This window comes from Pedobacter nototheniae (genome assembly GCF_004335085.1).
GTDB classification, from domain to species: domain Bacteria; phylum Bacteroidota; class Bacteroidia; order Sphingobacteriales; family Sphingobacteriaceae; genus Pedobacter; species Pedobacter nototheniae.
Map to the genome: position 1 here is coordinate 88,527 of NZ_RQRS01000006.1, position 19,153 is coordinate 107,679.

Annotated in this window: 16 protein-coding genes; 10 read left to right on the forward strand and 6 right to left on the reverse strand. The window is 35.5% G+C overall.

Annotated features, from left to right (window positions below; translation table 11 throughout):
• Positions 1 to 9 precede the first annotated feature (9 nt).
• From EHC72_RS07280 to EHC72_RS07290, 3 genes are all read left to right on the forward strand, one after another.
• On the forward strand, positions 10 to 1,161 hold the full coding sequence (locus EHC72_RS07280; RefSeq protein ID WP_131537016.1) for a glycoside hydrolase family 88/105 protein: 1,152 nt from the start codon (positions 10 to 12) through the stop codon (positions 1,159 to 1,161).
• A 10-nt stretch (positions 1,162 to 1,171) separates the two neighbouring features.
• Positions 1,172 to 2,101 carry a DUF4886 domain-containing protein gene (locus EHC72_RS07285; RefSeq protein WP_131537017.1) on the forward strand — a complete coding sequence of 310 codons (930 nt, stop codon included), beginning with the start codon at positions 1,172 to 1,174 and terminating at the stop codon, positions 2,099 to 2,101.
• A 465-nt stretch (positions 2,102 to 2,566) separates the two neighbouring features.
• The gene (locus EHC72_RS07290; RefSeq protein ID WP_131537018.1) at positions 2,567 to 4,006 is read left to right on the forward strand and encodes a helix-turn-helix transcriptional regulator; all 1,440 of its coding nucleotides are present in this window, start codon (positions 2,567 to 2,569) and stop codon (positions 4,004 to 4,006) included.
• A gap of 52 nt (positions 4,007 to 4,058) precedes the next feature.
• Here the strand turns inward: EHC72_RS07290 and EHC72_RS23275 are convergent, their stop codons facing one another.
• On the reverse strand, positions 4,059 to 4,151 hold the full coding sequence (locus tag EHC72_RS23275; protein ID WP_131537019.1) for an IS3 family transposase: 93 nt from the start codon (positions 4,149 to 4,151) through the stop codon (positions 4,059 to 4,061).
• Positions 4,152 to 5,474: 1,323 nt separating this feature from the next.
• Between EHC72_RS23275 and EHC72_RS07300 the strand changes: the two genes are divergently transcribed.
• The 4 genes from EHC72_RS07300 (at position 5,475) to EHC72_RS07315 (ending at position 8,518) form a co-directional block, all read left to right on the forward strand.
• A complete protein-coding gene (locus EHC72_RS07300) occupies positions 5,475 to 5,984 on the forward strand; it encodes an RNA polymerase sigma factor (protein ID WP_131537020.1) in 510 nt (169 codons plus the stop codon).
• Complete coding sequence (locus EHC72_RS07305) at positions 5,977 to 7,170, forward strand: hypothetical protein (protein WP_131537021.1); 1,194 nt, start codon at positions 5,977 to 5,979, stop codon at positions 7,168 to 7,170. The genes EHC72_RS07300 and EHC72_RS07305 overlap by 8 nt, the downstream gene beginning before the upstream one ends.
• A 256-nt stretch (positions 7,171 to 7,426) precedes the next feature.
• Positions 7,427 to 8,125 carry a DUF4397 domain-containing protein gene (locus tag EHC72_RS07310; protein ID WP_131537022.1) on the forward strand — a complete coding sequence of 233 codons (699 nt, stop codon included), beginning with the start codon at positions 7,427 to 7,429 and terminating at the stop codon, positions 8,123 to 8,125.
• 129 nt (positions 8,126 to 8,254) lie between these two features.
• On the forward strand, positions 8,255 to 8,518 hold the full coding sequence (locus EHC72_RS07315; protein WP_131537023.1) for a hypothetical protein: 264 nt from the start codon (positions 8,255 to 8,257) through the stop codon (positions 8,516 to 8,518).
• A 218-nt stretch (positions 8,519 to 8,736) separates the two neighbouring features.
• Here EHC72_RS07315 and EHC72_RS07325 read toward each other — a convergent pair whose 3' ends face one another.
• The 5 genes from EHC72_RS07325 to EHC72_RS07345 form a co-directional block, all read right to left on the reverse strand.
• Positions 8,737 to 9,489 (reverse strand): LytR/AlgR family response regulator transcription factor, encoded by a 753-nt coding sequence (locus EHC72_RS07325; RefSeq protein ID WP_131537024.1) that lies wholly within the window; start codon positions 9,487 to 9,489, stop codon positions 8,737 to 8,739.
• The gene (locus tag EHC72_RS07330; RefSeq protein WP_165585779.1) at positions 9,490 to 10,839 is read right to left on the reverse strand and encodes a sensor histidine kinase; all 1,350 of its coding nucleotides are present in this window, start codon (positions 10,837 to 10,839) and stop codon (positions 9,490 to 9,492) included. It lies immediately after the preceding gene.
• 103 nt (positions 10,840 to 10,942) lie between these two features.
• A complete protein-coding gene (locus EHC72_RS07335; protein WP_131537026.1) occupies positions 10,943 to 12,205 on the reverse strand; it encodes a TlpA family protein disulfide reductase in 1,263 nt (420 codons plus the stop codon).
• Between the two features lie 335 nt (positions 12,206 to 12,540).
• Positions 12,541 to 13,137, reverse strand: coding sequence for a DUF4468 domain-containing protein (locus tag EHC72_RS07340; protein WP_131537027.1), 597 nt, complete (start codon positions 13,135 to 13,137; stop codon positions 12,541 to 12,543).
• Between the two features lie 64 nt (positions 13,138 to 13,201).
• Positions 13,202 to 13,564 carry a hypothetical protein gene (locus EHC72_RS07345; protein ID WP_131537028.1) on the reverse strand — a complete coding sequence of 121 codons (363 nt, stop codon included), beginning with the start codon at positions 13,562 to 13,564 and terminating at the stop codon, positions 13,202 to 13,204.
• A gap of 187 nt (positions 13,565 to 13,751) precedes the next feature.
• Between EHC72_RS07345 and EHC72_RS07350 the strand changes: the two genes are divergently transcribed.
• From EHC72_RS07350 to EHC72_RS07360, 3 genes are all read left to right on the forward strand, one after another.
• Positions 13,752 to 14,336 carry an RNA polymerase sigma factor gene (locus EHC72_RS07350; RefSeq protein WP_131537029.1) on the forward strand — a complete coding sequence of 195 codons (585 nt, stop codon included), beginning with the start codon at positions 13,752 to 13,754 and terminating at the stop codon, positions 14,334 to 14,336.
• Between the two features lie 77 nt (positions 14,337 to 14,413).
• A complete protein-coding gene (locus tag EHC72_RS07355; protein WP_131537030.1) occupies positions 14,414 to 15,538 on the forward strand; it encodes a FecR family protein in 1,125 nt (374 codons plus the stop codon).
• A gap of 243 nt (positions 15,539 to 15,781) precedes the next feature.
• Positions 15,782 to 19,153: a SusC/RagA family TonB-linked outer membrane protein gene (locus EHC72_RS07360; protein WP_131537031.1), complete on the forward strand. Its 3,372-nt coding sequence runs from the start codon at positions 15,782 to 15,784 to the stop codon at positions 19,151 to 19,153.

Genomic DNA, 19,153 nt, shown 5'->3' on the forward strand with positions numbered 1-19,153 from the left:
ACCTCACAAATGAATTTTTCAAAGATAAAACTGATATTTTTTGTCACTGTAATCCTATGCGTAAACTGGTTTTCAGGTTTTTCCAAAGCTACCATTGATAGCAGGGATTCGTCTTTTAAAATCGCCAATATTTCCAGAATGATGAAACGCGTAGCTGATTGGCAAATTAATACCTGGGATACAAAAGGTTTTAACCACCGAAAAGCAGACTGGACCAATGGCGCTTGTTATACGGGTATTTTTGCCCTTGGGAATATGAAAGGCAATGAAAAATACCTTAAAACACTGATGGATATCGGCAATGATGTTGGCTGGAACACGGGGCACCTCCGTTTTTATGCAGATGATTATTGCGTTGGGCAAACCTATGCGCAGCTATACATCAAGTATAAAGAAAAGAAAATGATTGCTCCATTTACCCTTTTGGCAGATAGTATTGTAGCAGCCCCGCATGATGAACCCCTGAATTGGAGAAACAATATCCAAAAAAGAGAGTGGGCATGGTGCGATGCACTTTTTATGGCACCACCATCTTTAGCCTATTTAAGTACCGCAACCGGTGATCAGAAATACATAGATATGGCCAGCAAACTTTGGTGGAAAACCACTGATTTTTTATACGATCCATCAGAGAAACTTTATTTCAGAGACGAAAGCTATTTCGATAAAAAGGAAAAAAATGGTGCCAAAGTGTTCTGGTCGAGAGGAAATGGATGGGTGCTTGGTGGTTTGGTGCGTGTATTGGAAAATATGCCTAAAAATCATCAGGACAGAGCTAAATTTATAAAACTATATAAAGATATGGTTGGTCGCATTGCCGGCCTGCAACAGCCTGATGGCAGTTGGCATGCGTCTTTATTAGATCCTGCCAGTTTCCCAATTAAAGAAATGAGCGGAACGGGTTTCTTTTGTTATGCCATGGCCTGGGGACTTAACCAAGGTTTGTTGGACGAAAAAACTTATTTTCCCGTGGTTAAAAAATCGTGGGTGGCATTAACTTCTGCTGTTCATAAAGATGGTAAACTTGGTTATGTGCAAGCTATAGGAGCCAGTCCGGATAAGGTAGATGCAAATAGTACAGAAGTTTATGGCGTAGGCGCTTTTTTACTGTCAGGCGTTGAGCTTTATAAATACATGGAAGCCCATCCCAAAGCCCGTTAAAACAAAACCCATGATGAAAAAGCAGTACTTCTTAACGTTTAAATGCAATTGGTTTATAGTCTTTTTGCTAGTTTTCAGCTTTAATGCTTTTAGCCAGGGCAATAATAATACCTTACGCTTATTTGTAATCGGAAATAGTTTCTCGCAAAATGCAACTACTTTTTTACCTCAAATTGCTAAAGAAAGAGGTAAAACCTTAATCATTGGTAGGGCAGAACTTGGTGGTCACTCTTTAGAGCAACACTGGGGCTATGTCGAAAAATTCGAAAAAGACTCAACCGATGCAAAAGGAAAACCGTATGGCGGTAAATCATTAAAAATGTTATTGTCTGCGGGTACCTGGGATGTAGTTACCATTCAGCAGTATTCCTATCTATCGGGCGATTCATCAAGCTATAATCCATATGCACAAAACTTGGTTAATTACATCCGTAAACTCCAGCCAAAGGCAGAAATCGTTATTCATCAAACCTGGGCTTACCGTGCTGATGCCAAGAAATTTGGAAGAATTGATCAGCAGCAGTTGGCCCAAAACCAGCAAGAAATGTGGCAGCTATCACGTGTTGCCTATCATAAGTTGGCGAAGCGGTTTAATGCAAGGATTTTGCCTGTAGGCGATGCATTTGAAGCGGTTGCAACCGATAAAAAATACGGATATAAAGAAGATGTAAACTTCAACTTCCAAAATCCTAGCGCACCAAATCTTCCTGATCAAACTAATTCAATCAATGTTGGATATTTTTGGAATAAAGAACAATTAGTTTTCGATCCTAATCATGCTAATGATGCTGGAAAGTTTTTAGGCAGTTTAATTTGGTATGGAGTGCTTTTCAAAGAATCTCCAAAAAAAATAAAATTTAAGCCAACGTCTGTTTCAGATGATTTAAAAGAGTATCTGATTACGGTGGCAGATAATCTTGTAAAGGTTTTCAAAAACTAATTTTTTATGATGTCGATATCCTGTATAATGTTATTTTGACAATCATATATCTCTTTCTTTTTTTAATATCATCAGCATACCAAGCTCATTGTACTCTGTCATCCTAGTTTCTAGTTCTTCAATTCGTTTTAAATCAACGATGAGTTTGTTGCTAATTTGAACCGTTCCCGACTCGTAACAGGGCAAAAGATTTTTAATAGCCTTTTGCCTTTTTTTATTGCTCTGTAATCTCTTGGATTGGGATTAACTGCGAAGTTGAATATTTCTTTTTAGCGATTCTGTTAGTTGCGCCTCTGTTCTTGCAATATTGCCTTCACATTCTTCCTTTAATTTTGATAATTTCCTTAAATAACTTAAAAAGTTTAAATTGCCATTGCGAATTATAAACAAACGCTTAAGTTTAACATCCCATTTCGATGGCTTGCCTCCCTCCGTTTGAACAGTTAAATTATCACAATTTTAAGAATGAAATTTTACTTTTCTATATTATTTTGCCTCGTTGCAAAGGGATTGTATGGATTTGACATTACTCCAAAGCAAATCGATCAAAAATTGAAAGACAGTGAGATGTTATTGAACCAAGGCAAATCGAAGGAATATATTGCTTTAAATGAGGAGCTCAATAGAGCTTCAAAAGCAATTTTGTATTCTAAAGGAGTTGCGATTTGCAATTTCAGAATTGCGATGGCATTACATATACAGGGGAAATTTAAGGAAAGTATAGTCCGTTTAACTATTGCCGAGCAGGAAGAATTCTCCAATCAAAATAATGAATTTAAAGCAGGTATTTTTAGGGTATACGGGGATAATAACACAAAATTAGGTCTCCATAAAAATGCCATTTCAAGATACAAAGAGATTCTCAACCTTAAGGTAAGCACGCCCATTTTAATTTTCGGAATGGCCTACAATAATATTGGCTCAAACTATTTGGAAATTAATTCAAATGACTCTGCTTATTATTATTTTAGAAAAGCTTCACTTTCTTTACAGGGTTCAATAGGTACAAAAGAAAATATTTTGTATTCTGTCGTTTGTGCAAATCTGGCAAAGTATTGGAAGCTAAAAGGCAATCAGGATTCTACATTTTATTACTTGAAAAAAAGTATGGAACTAGGCGTAAAAACTGGCAGTAAGTTTTCTATTCAAATTGCCTCAGAAGGAATAGCAAAACTATTTTTAATGAAAAAACAGAACGATTCTAGCCTTTTCTATTACCATAAGTCGTTACAATTAGCAGAAGCCAGCGGTAATGTTTATGCAAGAAGAGATCTTTACAAGCAAATATCTCAAGTATATAAATTGAATAAGGAAGATAGCAAAGCACTAATGTATCTTAATCTTTATTCGAATTTATCTGATAGTATAGTACAATTGGAGAAGAATGCCATCCCAGCTGCTGTAAATGTAATAACAGCGGATCATGAAAAGACCTTTAAACGTAAGGGAAATACATTATTGATAATCATATTGATAATTAGTATAACTATGATTATCAGTTTGTGGTTTGCCTATCAGCGTTATAAAATGTACAGGAACGAACGCCATCTTCGAAAATTAGATAAGAGAGAATTTGTTGAATCTCTTAGCGAAGTCAGAAAACAAGCTCAGACAGAAGGTTTGACTCAGCTTGTTGAATTGGCAAAAGAAAAAGATCCGGCATTTTTTATAAAATTTAATGAAATTTATCCTGATTTCAAAAATAGATTACTGATTAAAATCCCCACGTTAACAGCAAATGAACTAGAGCTATGTTGTTATATGAAAATAAATTTCGACACCAAGGAAATTGCCAGATACACTGATATGACAGTTAAATCAGTTGAGTCAAAGAAATATCGAATCAGGAAGAAAATGAATATTTTACCTCATGAAAATTCTAATATCTGGATCGCTAATGTTTAACTCAATAACGCCAGGCTCATTCCTTTTAGGTTCAACCTAATCTTATTTTTGTTTAGTAATCTATGTACTCATCTATGCCATTCTGTAACTCTTCTATTGACAAGTATTTTTTGAGATAAAACATCTCAGACTTCAACGTACCCAAAAAAATTTCTACTACGCATTATCAAGGCTGTAGACCTTTCTTGACATTCTATTCCTCCGCAGAATATGTTGGTAATCCTTCGTCTTATCTCCTTTTAAGATTTGATTGATTTTCTACTCATAAAAATGCCTCCATAAACTGTCTAATTTTTTTGGGCACTGCAATAATCAAGTAGGGTGTTTCTTTAAAATTTAGTTAAAGAATATGGAGGTTTGTTGTTTGTTAATGTCCTGATTATTAATGTTTTAAGGTTGATCGAGTGAAAACGAGTGTAAAAATTTTATTTTTATTTATTCGTAGGTTATTTCTTTGAGGCACTAAAAAAAATCATTTTTCTATACGAATTTTCATTACTAACCAGCATCTCAAAAGTCACAATTAAACTATGGGCTTTTGTACTGTATTTAAAGTTACGATTATAGAAAGAGCTCCATTATATTAATAATCTATAATGATGCATGATATGATTTTAGAAAATTATTATCAGGTAAGAACTACATCAGAAAATGGGAAAGACAGAACCAAAAATTTCGGAGTTATTTCACCTGTAGAATTAAAGAAATGATGATTAAATTTTATGAAATCAATTAAGCTATTTTTATTACTTTTTTATAAAGTAACGGGTAAGATTAGTCCCCTTTGTTTTAAAAAAGATCACTATCCGTCATTGCATCACAATCATCTCAAACTGATATGTTGAATTTAATTAAGTTTTCGACAAGGGAAGGCTTATAAGCGACTTGGTGATTGCGAAATAGCAAAGTTTAATGTTTTCAGATAGTTCCTCCTTTAATTGAAATCCGACAGATGGTAAACCATTTAGCAAACTTTTAACTTTTCCTAATATCACCATTTTAACTCATGGACAAGTTTTTTAAAGATTACACTACAGCTTGTAATATTTGATTTCCATATTTAATTTTTTGAGAGGTATTGTTTATTCTGCGTTGCTTGATTCTACGTCTTTTGTCACTCTTTAAGAAAAATTCTAAATCGTTCGGTATCTCTTAGTACATATCGTAGTGCGTACTTAATTAGGGATATCTGTTGTAATTGATTCATACACACCGTTACACTAAATACAACACATAATTTTATGAATATTAAGATATTTTGCACTAAGCGAGAGATTGTGCGATACAATTTCCTCCCCAGTCATTTTGCGCTACGATTGATTTATACTAAACGAAGCGCTATGCCTGAAAAGGGAAGAATACAATTTCATGAGAAAGGATAATCTGAAATCACTTGAGTAAGGTGACCTTAGTATCAGTTATCAATGCTTGCCGAGGAGGGTGCGAGCAGGGCAAAAAGTATCTATATATGAATTACTATTCTTTCGTCATGGGAATAATTACAAGATATATCGGAACCGCACATGACGCAGAAGAGTTAGTAAATGACAGCTTTATTAAAATTTTTAGGTATTTAGAAAGCTTTAATCACGAAGGACATAATGATGAAAAAGAATTAAAAAAAGGATTAAAATCGTGGATGGCTAAGATCAGCTCACGAACAGCCATTGATTTTTTAAGGATTGCAAAAAATCTTCGAAAAAATGAAGAGATCACGGAGGTACACATGAATAGAAGTTCGCCTATTGTGGTTAATAAGATGGAAACCATAGAAATCCTAAAGCTGCTGGATGCGTTACCCGAAATCCAAAAAATAATATTCAACCTCTATGAGATTGATGGATATTCTCATAAGGAAATTGCTGATCTACTGAATATTCAGGAGAAACATAGTAGCGTATATCTGGCCAGAGCAAAGAACAAATTGCGCATACTGTATTCAAACTCTATGACACTTAAGGCGAGTTACCATGCATGAGATAGATAAGATAAAAGCAGAATTGGAAGATATCAAGTATGAGATACCTGCGGGAGCATGGGAACAGTTCAAAAAACATGAACAGTTCAGGTCAGCAGATCATATCTTGAATCCATCTCCAAAAAAGGCAAATAATATTTTTAAAATAATTGTAGAAGTGAGTACAATCGCTGCGATATTATTTGTTGTTATTTTACATCAATTGGGTACTAAAAACCAGGTGGTATTAGATCGCCGTGTAGTAAATATTCAGCTTCCTAAGATACAAAACGGGTCATCGCCATATAGTGTTGTTGTCAATAAACCAAAAATTACTGTTTTAAATGGGGCGAATACACCTTTGGCTCATTCAATAGTAAAAATAAAAATTGATTCAGTTGAAAAGTTTCACACCGACCTTAAACTGGATACCAATGACTTTTCATCAGAAACAGCGGTTGCCTCCAAATCGGAAAGGGAATCTTACTTGTTGAATGCCGCATTATTTAAAAGTGAAATTTTATATCCTTTAAATACAAAGACCTCTTTATCATCAGCAGCAATTCTCAAATTAGTGCAAAATAATGTTCCGGTGAGACCTTTAAATGAATTTGATACTACATATTCAAGTAATAGCCAAACACAATGGATTGTCCAAAATAATATCATAAGTACTTTAGTAGATGAAAGTGCTGTCCACATTCAAAATCCTTTTACAGAATCTGAAAATTATTCATTTACAAACAACCATATGCTTGTCAGTGATTCAGATAGCTTTCCCGTGCTCGTTAATTCTGCAGTCAGTAATATATATTCAAATGAAATGACTTCATCCTTTGTAATCATTAGGATCATTCAACGACCTATGACAAGTTCCTTTATATTGGGATTGAAGACGAGTTTCACCCATGATGGTTATGTCCAATGTGTAATTTCAGAAGCAAGTACTTTAGTCGTTGATGTGGTGAAAAGTCTTCCGAACAATGGAGTTGAATTTACGAAAAGAGGTCGAAATGTTGAGAAAACAAACGAGGAATATCCAATAAGCATCCAACATTATAATTTTTTAATAAGTATTCGCCAAAAACTGAATTCAAAAGAGAGCATTAAACTTTCTCCCTTTATACAGTTACCAGCCTCAGGTTTTTCGAACGGAAGACTTTTTAAATATCACCGCTATGGATTAAAATTTAGCTTAGAATTTTAATGTACTTAAGATCTAATTTAAAACTCCTGTAGTATTAATAATAATAGAGTCCAACTAATAGTTTTGACTCTTCTGCCGAGCTTTATTGAAAAGAATTTTAAAATTATGTTACTGATAATCAGTTGTTTGATTTTAATGTTATATATTTTTGTTACAATACTGTTGTATAGTGCTTTCATGCCCCGTTTTGATATATGTTAATGGCCATTGACAACACATAATTAATCAATTTGAAAAATTCAAAAAAAATAAAAAAATGAAAACAGTATCAATTCGCATATTTTTAATGCTCATTATTTCAGTCTCACTATTTGCATGTAAAAAAGACCGTAAAATAAATCTACCTCCTAATGATGTAATGGCTTTGGACATTATTCACGTTTGGCCGTCAGAAGAGAAGCTTGATGTTTTCTTCAATAACTCTCCAGCAAAGTTCAATTTTAAAGATTTTGCATATACGCATTCGTTTGGTTACCCTCAGGCACTTGCCGGTGATAAGAAGATTTCAATCAACAAAAAGGGTTCAACGACAGCTTTGCTTAGCGAAACATTTCCTTTTGTTAAAGGTAAAGCATACTCTTTATTCATCATTGGAAATCCAGCTGATGTGAAATTTCTTTTGATTAAAGACGAGTTTATATCCCTGCCTGCAGGAAAAGCAGGGATCAGATTTGTTAATCTAAGTCCAGACGCTCCAGCTTTAAATTTATCTATCGCAGGAGCCACAAAAGAGATTGTTATCACAAATAAAGCATATAAAGAGTATTCTGGATTCGAGGTTATCGATCCGGCAGAAAAAGTGACGTTTAATATCAAAAATCATGCTACTGGTATGGTAGAAACTAGCCTGGTCGAAAAAATCGAGGCAGGTAAAAGTTATACGATTTACGTTCGAGGCTTGAAAGCAAATCCAACAGGTGCATTTGCTTTAGGAGCATCTATTCTATCCAATTAGTAAAGTCTTAAATTATACATTCAGTTAGGTTTTTTAAATTGTTTAACGGTGGATAAATTGTCCACCGTTTTATTGAGAAAAGGTATGGAGCTGCTGAATTTTACATTCAATGCTTAATTCTATTTATAGATGACCACCAATAACCCCACTTCTTCAAAATCTCATTTTCTCAATCTATTTTTCCTATCGTGGTTAGCTATTAATGTTATTCAATCTATCTTAACTGGAGTGCATCCCGATGAAGCTTATTACTTGATGTATGCTAAATATTTAGATTGGGGCTATTTTGATCATCCGAGCATTGTAGTTATACGGATCAAAAGCTTTTCATGGATTTACACAAATACAATAACTCAGCATTTCATCTGCTTATTTGAGTGGGATGTTGCGTAATCTGACAAGGCAAAATACACAATAACACATTCACGATAAACTTATAGAGAAAGCGAAATGAATTTTAACTACGACCAATTTAACTGTGAGCGAAATTGCTTTCCAATTGGGCTTTGAATATTCGCAGTTTTTCAGCAATTATTTAAAAGCAAATATCAACAAACTAACTACGAAAATAGTAAGTAATTAATTCAAAAAATATATAATGTATTATATCGCTAAGACTTTAACAAAGCCAAAACCTGTGCTTTCCTCTGCTTTGCGATTGGTATTTTCTTTGTTCTAAAATCCATAATCAAATATCCAGAATCTTCGTTTAAAATACTTTTAACATGTTTTTTGTTGATCAAATGCGATTGATGACAACGGATAAAACCGTAAGGAGTTAACCATTCATCGTACTCATACAATGGTCTAGAAATGAGGTGCTCAGTTCCATTGGTTAAAAAGAAGGTAGTATAATTGTTTGATGATTCGCAACGGACAATTTCTTTAATAGGGACTAAATATGTTTCTTTTTGTGTAGGTAAGGCTATTTTCTGATTTTGATCGGGGTTTTTTTTATCTAATAAGTTCAGGAGATTTTCTAATCTTAAATTTTGTTTCTTAGCAGCCACCGATTGCTCTATCTTTACAACAGTATGTTTAAGTTCTTCGATGTTTATGGGTTTTAGTAGATAATCTAATGCGGAGAATTTGATTGCCATAATTCCATAAGCATCGTAAGCGGTAACAAATACAACTGCAAATTGGGGGTTTTCAATCGACTTCAATAAATCAAAACCGTTTTTGTCTGGCATTTCGATATCTAGAAACACGACATCAGGCTTTAGTGAGAAGATTTGATTTAGTGCTTCATCTGCTGTGTTTGCTGTAGCGATTATGTCCATTTGTTGGCAATGGCGTAACAACAGAGCTTTTAAATTACTGTTATTTATTGGTTCATCGTCTACAAGTATGGCAGTGATCATCTAGTTTTCTATCCAGTTGTGAAATGTTAAAATGGCATTTGTGCCCATATTTTTATCAAACTCAAGTGTAATATACTGGCTTTTTTTAATTTTATTAATATTGGCAATTCTTTCTTTGGTTAAAGTTAGTCCATAACCCAAACCGTTTGCATTTACCCACTTACCATTATCTTTAATGCTAACTACAAAAGTATCCTTTTTTTCTCCTGATGTACAGCTCACTTGTAATTTTCCTTGATCTCCAAGTTTGGATAGACCATGTTTAATTGCATTTTCGACTAGGGGTTGCAATAAAAGTGTTGGTATTTCTAGAGTAGAAATATTTAAGTCTGAGGAAACCTCAATTTCCCAAGAGAAATTAAATCGGAAAGCTTCAAGTTTGATGTAGAGCCTCATAATTTCTAGTTCTTGATGGATTGTAGTATAAACCTGTTGGCTTTTAGTCAATGTTTGGCGTAGCAATGAACTGAATTCTTGCAGGTATTGATTGGCCTCATCAATTCGATTGGTATTTATCAAACCTTGAATAGAACTCAAAGCATTAAAGGTAAAATGCGGATTAAGCAGTGACTGTAGGCGAATGGCAGCTTGCTCTAGTTTTTGCTGTTCTTTTTGCGAAGAACTGATTTTCTTCTTGAACCTTAGCAGCAGCAATAAACCACCAACCAGCAATAAAAGCACCAACAGGATAGTATAGGTAATAGCACTCTGATACCAATGGGGTTTTACGTGTATATATATGAGGCTTACACTTTCTTTTTGAACCGCATAATTTATTCGAAGTTCATAATCTGTGTTTGCTGCAAAAACTAAATCCTTGAAACCTTGTTTACTGATTCCATGCTGCATTTGCCTTGTTTTCAGGTTACGTAACACATATTCTACTTCCATCCCTTTAAAATCCATTCGCTGTATAACCTCGAACCTTATTTTTTCGTTAGGCTGTAAATTGATTTCGGCATCGGTTTTTGTCGTAAAAAAATGACGACCGTCAGATTTGAAGCCCTCAATTCTGGGATAAAGTTTCGGTCGTTGAAGGATGTACCTTTTGATGAGTTTATATGTAACAGTCTCAAATACATCGAAAAAATATTCCTTACCAGGATAAAGATATAATGGACCATTAAGCGAATTATAACTAGTTTGTTCCGACTTATTGTTGTCATAGGCGCGGCCACTTATATTTGGGGTGTTTTTAAAAAGATTGGTTAAGCGAACATTCACATAACCGCCAGTTGTTAAAACCTTTATGGAATTGCCCTGAGTAATTGTTTTAATTTCACTACCCGTGATACCTGTAGCTTCAAATTCAAGGTATGCTGTTTGCTGTTGGGCATGTAGCTTTGGCATAGTTGCACAGCATACAATGATAAACGTAATAAATCTGATAGCGTTTGTAAGATTTGTTAAGTTTGACATGATTATTAATGCTAATATAATGTTAAAATAGAAATTATTGTACTTTGGCGATAGATATCATAGCTTCTAGTTCGTTAATAAGTTCTTGATCTGATTCGTAGCCACTCGTCTTAAACCTTAATTTTCCTTCTCTGTCTATCACTACTTTGGTTGGGATGCTTGTAACTTTATAGTCTGATGCAACAATGAAATTTTGCTTACTAGTTTTCATTGGCTCGTCCATAAGTACATTTAAAGGGAATTTATTAGTTGAAACGTATGTCTTTACGCGTTTAGTGGGTAGGTGTCCAGTTTCGTTTGTCGCTATGAATAGGAAAATTACCTCAGGATGTCGTTTTTCTACTTCCTTCATAGCGGGCATAGCCGCAGCGCAGGGAGCGCACCATGTGGCCCAAAAATCGAGAACTATAACTTTACCCTTTAAACTGGCTAGAGAAATGCGTTTGCCATTTAAATTTAGTAGATTAAAATTAGGCGCTGGCGTATTAACAAACATATTCTTAGCGATTTCACTTCTATATTGTTGGACTATATTTAGTTGGATAGAATCTAAGAATAAGGTTACTTTCGCTTCAGTACCTAATTTTTTAATCGCCAAGCTTTTGAATAAAACATTCATTTTTATCGTTGCCTTGCCTATGCTGATGGCATTAAGCAATAACTTATAAGCTTTGTCCGTTTGTCCATTGGCAGCCAATAAAACGCAGTATAGTTCTGTACTGGATTCCATCATGCCTGTCTCGCCCTGGATGGCTTTTTCTTCATAAAATAGGGCTTTCTTGTCTTCGCCGTTGATGTGTAGCACTTCGGCATAGCTTTCATAGTAGGGGTAGGCTGCCATTTTCATAAACCTGTTCCAATCTTCTAGTGGAAAGTGTTTTGGCCTTGCTAATGGATCGTTTTTATAAGAATCATAAAGATCTATCGTTTTCTTTGCAATTGTTTGCGCATAATCAAAAACTTTCATTTTAACTAAATCGTACACCGCCATATTAAGGAAGGAGGTTTGGTTGAACTTGTTTTTGATTGTATTGATATGGACTTCAAATCGGGCATAAAAACCTGCTTTGAGAAAAGATAGAGCCACGTTTCCCTTGAGCATATCGATTTCATCAGCATTACGAAGGTTGTCTAATTTAAACTCTCTAATGATCTTGTGCATTGCAGTTACATTCTTCTGAGGGTTTTTTTCTATGTCCATGGCCTGGATGCGCTTATTCAAGGTAGCAACATGTTGTGCGTTTGTCTGTATTCCGATGCAAATTAATAGGCTGATTATTAATGTTTTATTTTTCATAAATATGGTGTTTGTTGAATTAACTAGTACCAAAATTATAAATACACGGACGTTAAAAGATATGGTATTGTGAGGATGGATGCTATGGGTGTGAATTTGGTTAGACGTTTTTAGAATTCTAGGTGATGGATATACTTGATCTAAAAACTGGTGTTACCCATAATTAATTTATTCTTTCAAAATTTTTGAAAACTGCCTAATTAAAGCAATTGAGTCACAAAATGGTTCGAATTATGCAAGCCAACTGACTCGTAACAGGGCAAAAGATTTTTAATAGTCTTTTGCCCTTTTTTATTACTGTGTAATTTATTGTTTATCAGAAAGATACGTTTTTTTTACCAGTTATTTATATTTTGAGATTTTTCAATAATTTGTTTTAAAAGTGCATTAAAATGATTGTTCAATCCAGTAGCGGCTTCTTCTAAAAGAAGTTCTCCATTTGTGTCATAGATTGCTACTCTATCATTTTTGCCTTTTAAAAGATTCAACGTAGTCCAACCACTGCTAGACCAACCACTTGTAGGTCTGTAAGTTGCTTCATACCATCGTCTGCATTCAAAAGTAGGTCGGTTAATCCGAATTTTACCATCTTTAAAAAGAAAGGATAAGGTATAAGATAGATCATATTTATAGCTTGTTTTTCCAAAACCGCCTGCCTTATGCTTTACAGGCAAAGCTTTTTCTTCATAAGCTGTTATACTAATGCTTTCCCCGTCAACTACATTAAGCCCTTTTTGTGGGTTGCTATACATAGAGTTAATGGCATTCAATACATTTTTATATAAATCCTTCTGTTTTATGTTTGGCACATTAACTACGGTAAAATCAGTATTATCAGTTGAAACAAAGCCCTTGTCCGTTAGTTTAAAATATTGAGCAAAGCTCAATTGTGCAACAAGTAAAAGTATTGCGAGGTTTAGCGTTTTTTTCATAGTTTTTATAGATTTTTTAATGTTAAATTTAATGGCAAATTGCGCAAGCTACTGCCAATATCCTTTAAGCGTTTAATGCTCTATTCATAAGTTTTCCTTTGGTCCCGCAACAAAAATATAAGAAATATTTTAGTCTCCTAAAGTAAAAGATAGATTTATGCATGATACAAGGGGACTGGAGAAGTGCCTTAAATCTCCAAATATCGCAGTAATGATGTGTAATCATTTTACCTTGCTCATTTTGTATGCTAATTTTGCCAACCGCTCTGCAAGCATATTTCTTGCCGGCAAGTTTTCTTGCTGCTTTGGGGTATTTCGTAAAGAACCTCTTTACATTAAAGATTTTAGAATACTTTTTAATTTCTTTACCCTCTGTAATTCCTGCAATATTTTTTGGACGATATCTTAACCATAAGATTGAAGACAAGTCTTTTTATTAATATGTTTATTTTGGTTTAATAGTGATTAGTATATTTCTAATTGTGAATTCCTTGATAACATTATAGTAGTTTTAGATGCCAGAATTCGAGAAATATTCCCGTTAGCTAAGTTATTTCCTTCATAAATTGTTGACATTATATGAAATTTTATACCTTAGAAAAGAAATTCATATCATGATTCCCTATAGTAAATTTCCGGATGAAGAACTGGCTTCCCTTTTAATGGAGGGGGACAAGGAGGCTTTTGCTGAAATTTACAGCCGCTACTGGAAGCTAATTTATGCACATGTTTATAAAATGCTTAGGGATGAAGAAGACTCCAAGGATATTGTGCAGGAGGTTTTCGGGAATTTATGGATTAAGGCAGAATCCATTAAACACAATACCAACATTTCTGGTTTGCTGTATACTTCGGCAAGGAACCGGGTATTTGATCTGATCGAAAAAAATAAAGTACGTAGTGATTATATTGGAGAGATTGCAAGCTTTATTTCTGACCCTTTAAACCATCAGGTGGATGCGATTGATGAAAAGCGAATTCTGGAAATTCTGGAAAGGGAAATTCAGAAACTGCCGCCAAAAATGCGGGAAATCTTCGAGTTAAGTAGAAAAGATAGCCTTTCGCATAAAGAAATTGCCTCAAAACTGAATATTTCAGAGCAAACGGTAAAAAAACAGGTTCAAAATGCCTTAAAAGTTATTAAACCAAAACTCAATGATATGGGAATTGGAATCGGAATTTTACTGCTTTTACGTTGATTTTTAAATTATTTCAAATTCTTCTACCCCCAACTTTGCGTTTACCCGTTTACCTGTAACTTAACCCTCAAAAAGATATGGATAAGCAACAGGCAAAAGAATTGGTTCAAAGATATAATCAGGGACTAGCATCTGCTGAAGAAAAAGCGAAGCTGGAAAACTGGTATATGCAAAAATCCGATAGCCTTTACCTTAAAGATGACGAAATAGATTTCGATAGCATTGATGAGGAACTAAGCCTGCGCACTTTTCAATATGCTGGCATTATCTCCAGGAAAGCTCCGGCAAAGCAATTTAAACTTTGGCGGCGCATTGCTGCGGCTGCAGCGATAATTTTAGTAGCCGGGGTAGCAATCTTTTATTATACAAATCAATCTCCTAACTATAACAATAGCCTGGCTGAATTACAAGCTCATGATATTGCTCCGGGTTCTAATAAAGCCGTATTAACCCTTGCCAATGGGCAACAAATTAGTTTAACAGATGCCCAAAATGGGAAACTGGCAAATGAAGCAAATACAGTCATTAAAAAAACTGCCGATGGCCAGCTGATTTATCTTGGTAATAATGAAACACAACGAGAACCAATTTACAATACCATTAGTACGCCGGTTGGAGGGCAATATACTTTAATCTTATCCGAAGGGACAAAAGTAATCCTAAACGCAGCTTCTTCTCTAAAATATCCTGCCCAGTTTAAAGGTAAAGATAGGGTGGTGGAGTTAAGTGGTGAAGGCTATTTTGAAGTGGCTCATGATAAATCAAAGCCGTTTAAAGTAATCAGCAGAAACCAAACGGTAGAGGTGTTGGGTACCCATTTCAATATCAATTCTTATTTGGACGAACCCAACATTAAAACCACCTTGTTAGAGGGAAGTGTAAATGTAAATGGTACCATCATTAAACCTAAGCAGCAAGCCATTTTCAATAATCGTAGCATTCAGGTTATGGAAGTAGACCCAGAGGAAGTAGTGGCCTGGAAGAACGGACTTTTTAAATTTGACCATACCGATATCCGTACCCTGATGAGGCAGATTGCCCGCTGGTACGATGTAGAGGTAGTTTATGAAGGTACTGTTAAAGACGGCCAGTTTTACGGTAAAATTGAAAGAAGCTATACCCTTTCTGAAGTGCTCAAAGTACTGGAACTTGGCAACCTGCATTTTAGGGTAGAGGGCAGAAAAATTATTGTGCTGCGGTAAATCTGTAGCTTTTTAATAAATAAAATCAACTAAATAATAAACCACCTAAACCAAACAACCAATATGAAAAGATCTATACAACAAAGCGGCTAGGCTTAATTTATAGGTTAACCAGGCAAAACAAAAGCCCGGAGAAGGCTTCGACACTTTTCCCCGGACTTTGCGTTTGGGTTAACCTGATCCGATCAATCGGAATAGTGAATAATTCTTGACAATTAATCCAAACCCAAACAATACAAACGTATGAATTTATCCTCATATGCAGAAACCGCCTGGCTGACGGGGCGGCTGATGCGTAAAACCATTTTGGTTATGAAACTGATTTTTTTCATCATCACCGTCACCTGTGTGCAAGTGGCGGCTGTTGGATACTCCCAAACCGTAAATATCCAACAAAATAATGCTCCACTTACTACTGTTTTTTCCACTATAGAAAAGCAAACCGGATATAATTTCTTTTGGAAGGATGCTGATCTGAGTTCGATAAAGATTAATGTAAAACTTCAGAACGCTTCTTTGGAAACAGCCTTGAAAGAAATTTTTAAAGGACTATCCCTAACTTATTCCATCACCAAAAAATCTATTGTTATTCAGCAAAAGGAAACTTCTGTTTTAGATAAAATAGTGGATGTTTTTAAGGATACCGGTGTTCGCGGGTATGTATATGGTGCAGACGGACTGCAATTGCCCGGTGCAACTGTTTCGGTTAAAAATGGGAAGGCCCGTACCATAACAAATGCACGAGGGGAGTTTAGTTTAAAAGATGTTCCCGATGATGCCATTTTGCAGGTATCTTTTATGGGGTATACCACCAAGGAAGTTGGAATAGGCAATCGCGTGCTTGAAATCAGATTGCAATTGAGTAATTCTAAGCTGGATGAAGTACAGGTGATGGCTTACGGTAAAACCAGTCGTCGCTTTTCTACAGGTAATATTGCCTCGGTAACCGCTGAAGAAATTGAAAAGCAGCCAGTTATGAACCCTCTGCTGGCCTTGGTTGGAAAAGTACCGGGAATGAATGTAACTCCATCTACTGGCTATGCAAATGGAACTATAAAAGTTGAAATTCGTGGACGTAGTACCATAAGTCCGAATTATCCTTCAGAACCTTTGTACGTTATTGATGGTGTACCACTTATTTACCTCAATGTTGGGGGCAATGCCAGTTATGAAAACGGATCTCCGGGGATTATCCAGAATGGAAGTTATACGGCCGGAAACGGTCAAAGTCCATTATTTAACATTAATCCGCTGGATATTGAGAGCATTGATGTGCTAAAAGATGCCGATGCTACAGCGATTTATGGATCGAAGGGTGCCAATGGTGTAATCTTGATTACGACTAAAAAAGGGAAGGCAGGACCAACGCAGATTAGTGCGGGTATTTCTCATGGAATTTCTCAGGTTACCCGTTACTGGGATATGTTGAATACTCAGGATTATGTGAAAATGAGAAAAGAAGCATTTAAAAATGACGGAATTCCATTAACACTCCAAAATGCCCCAGATATTATAGGATGGGATACAACAAGATATACCAATTGGCAAAAGGAATTATGGGGAGGTACTGGTCGGGTGACAAGAACCTACCTGTCTATTTCTGGCGGAGATGAAAATACACAATTTATAATTAGTCCCAGCTATACACGTTCAACATCCATTTTAACGGTTAGCGGAGCAGATCAGGTTGCTGGAACAGCAATCAACATTAATAATGCAGCCTTTAACAAGAGGCTAAAAACTGCGCTAACAGTTAATTATACCTATTCTAATAGTAACGTCAATTCTACACCTTCAGTTGCCACGCTTCCGCCAAATGCGCCTCCTATTTATGATAGTAATGGAGAATTAAATTATAAAGAGTGGAACGATGTGGGACTTCAGAATAGTTATCCATTTGGAACGCTTAAAACTTTATCAACTTCAACGGCAACTATAGTAATGACCAAGTTAAATCTTTCTTACGAAGTGTTTAACGGATTTCAAATTTCCAGCCTTTTTGGTTTTAATACCACCAGCCAGAAGAGCGAGGGCAGATCGCCGATTTCAGCCCAAAACCCTATTGATAACCCAACTGGGGGATTAAATATCGGGACAAATAATAACCAAACCTGGAGCATTGAACCACAAATGAGTTATAATACCACCATAAGTAAGGGTGATTTTTCAGCTTTTCTGGGTACTGCCCTTAGCAAAACCACTACTTCTGGACAAAATACTTATGGATTGGGCTACACGGATGATAATCTTTTAGGTTCCCTGCAACTTGCACCAACCGTTATGATTGTGGGTGATACTTATGGACAGCTTAAATACGCAGCATTGTTTGGTCGAATTAACTATAACTGGGACAGAAAATATATCATTAATCTAAGCGGAAGAAGAGACGGATCTTCACGTTTTGGACCTGGGAAAAGATATGGAAATTTTGGATCTTTAGGGGTTGCATGGATTGCATCTGAAGAATCTTGGATTAAAAAGAATCTTCCTTCTTTTATTGATTTTGTGAAATTAAAAGGAAGCTACGGCCTTACTGGAAGTGATGGTGTAGGCGATTATCAATACATCAGCCAATGGTCTAACACCAATAATGGAACACCTTATTATACCTACGGCGGGGTTACGCCGCTGGTTAGTCTTCATGCTGTTAATCCAAATTTTCAGTGGCAAGTAAATAAAAAACTAGATTTATCCTTCGAAATAAATCTCTTTCAAAATCTTAATATCAATGTTGATTATTACCGAAACAGGTGTGGTAACCAGCTAACCGACTATCCAACGCCATTATTTACCGGCTTCGGTGCGGTAACGGCCAACTGGTCGGCGGTGGTTCAAAATAGTGGATGGGAATTTGAATTGAGTGCTATGCCATTCAAAACAAACAATTTCAGCTGGAACTTAAGTTTAAACACATCATTTAACAAAAATATTTTGTTGAGTTACCCAGACCTTGAATTTTCCAGTTACGCAACTCAGTATGTAGTTGGTAAATCTGTAAATGATGTTTATCTGCTTCACTATATTGGTCTTGATCCAATGACTGGTCAATACGTTTTTGAAGACCACAACAAAGATGGGTCAATTAGTTCAAATTATTCAGGAAGACCAGGTTCTGGCTATGACGACCGTTACATTACCATTAACAGGGATCCGAAGTTTACGGTAGGAATGAGCAATACATTTCGTTATAAAGACTTTTCCCTTTTGGTTAGTTTATTTTATAAAAATCAAATGGGGATAAGTGCATTTTATTCAGGTGTGCCTGCAGGGAATATGATAAATATACCAACTGAAGTTTTTAATAACCGTTGGCAACAGACCACGCAATCGGGTAAATATGCAGCATTAACCAGCGTTACTGGTTTACCATCAAATTCAGTTATAACCAGTTCTGATTTGGCTTATACTGACGCCTCTTTTCTTAGGTTACAAACGGTAAGTTTATCATATATGTTTCCGAAGAAATTTCTTGATGGAAAACGCTTGGGCGTTTCTATTAATGCCCAAAATTTATGGGTATTAACTAAATACAAGGGAATTGATCCGGATACACAGAATTTCGGATCGCTGCCACAGGCTAAAACCATTGTTGCAAGCCTTTCACTGACTTTATAA

Excerpts from the sequence above, each read along its gene's own strand:
- EHC72_RS07290 (WP_131537018.1), top strand. The coding sequence starts at position 2,567 with ATGAAATTTTACTTTTCTATATTATTTTGCCTCGTTGCAAAGGGATTG.
- EHC72_RS07360 (WP_131537031.1), top strand. The coding sequence starts at position 15,782 with ATGAATTTATCCTCATATGCAGAAACCGCCTGGCTGACGGGGCGGCTG.
- EHC72_RS07350 (WP_131537029.1), top strand. The coding sequence starts at position 13,752 with ATGATTCCCTATAGTAAATTTCCGGATGAAGAACTGGCTTCCCTTTTA.
- EHC72_RS07325 (WP_131537024.1), bottom strand. The coding sequence starts at position 9,489 with ATGATCACTGCCATACTTGTAGACGATGAACCAATAAATAACAGTAAT.
- EHC72_RS07305 (WP_131537021.1), top strand. The coding sequence starts at position 5,977 with ATGCATGAGATAGATAAGATAAAAGCAGAATTGGAAGATATCAAGTAT.
- EHC72_RS07280 (WP_131537016.1), top strand. The coding sequence starts at position 10 with ATGAATTTTTCAAAGATAAAACTGATATTTTTTGTCACTGTAATCCTA.
- EHC72_RS07355 (WP_131537030.1), top strand. The coding sequence starts at position 14,414 with ATGGATAAGCAACAGGCAAAAGAATTGGTTCAAAGATATAATCAGGGA.
- EHC72_RS07310 (WP_131537022.1), top strand. The coding sequence starts at position 7,427 with ATGAAAACAGTATCAATTCGCATATTTTTAATGCTCATTATTTCAGTC.
- EHC72_RS07300 (WP_131537020.1), top strand. The coding sequence starts at position 5,475 with ATGAATTACTATTCTTTCGTCATGGGAATAATTACAAGATATATCGGA.
- EHC72_RS07340 (WP_131537027.1), bottom strand. The coding sequence starts at position 13,137 with ATGAAAAAAACGCTAAACCTCGCAATACTTTTACTTGTTGCACAATTG.
- EHC72_RS07335 (WP_131537026.1), bottom strand. The coding sequence starts at position 12,205 with ATGAAAAATAAAACATTAATAATCAGCCTATTAATTTGCATCGGAATA.
- EHC72_RS07315 (WP_131537023.1), top strand. The coding sequence starts at position 8,255 with ATGACCACCAATAACCCCACTTCTTCAAAATCTCATTTTCTCAATCTA.
- EHC72_RS07285 (WP_131537017.1), top strand. The coding sequence starts at position 1,172 with ATGATGAAAAAGCAGTACTTCTTAACGTTTAAATGCAATTGGTTTATA.
- EHC72_RS07330 (WP_165585779.1), bottom strand. The coding sequence starts at position 10,839 with ATGCCAAAGCTACATGCCCAACAGCAAACAGCATACCTTGAATTTGAA.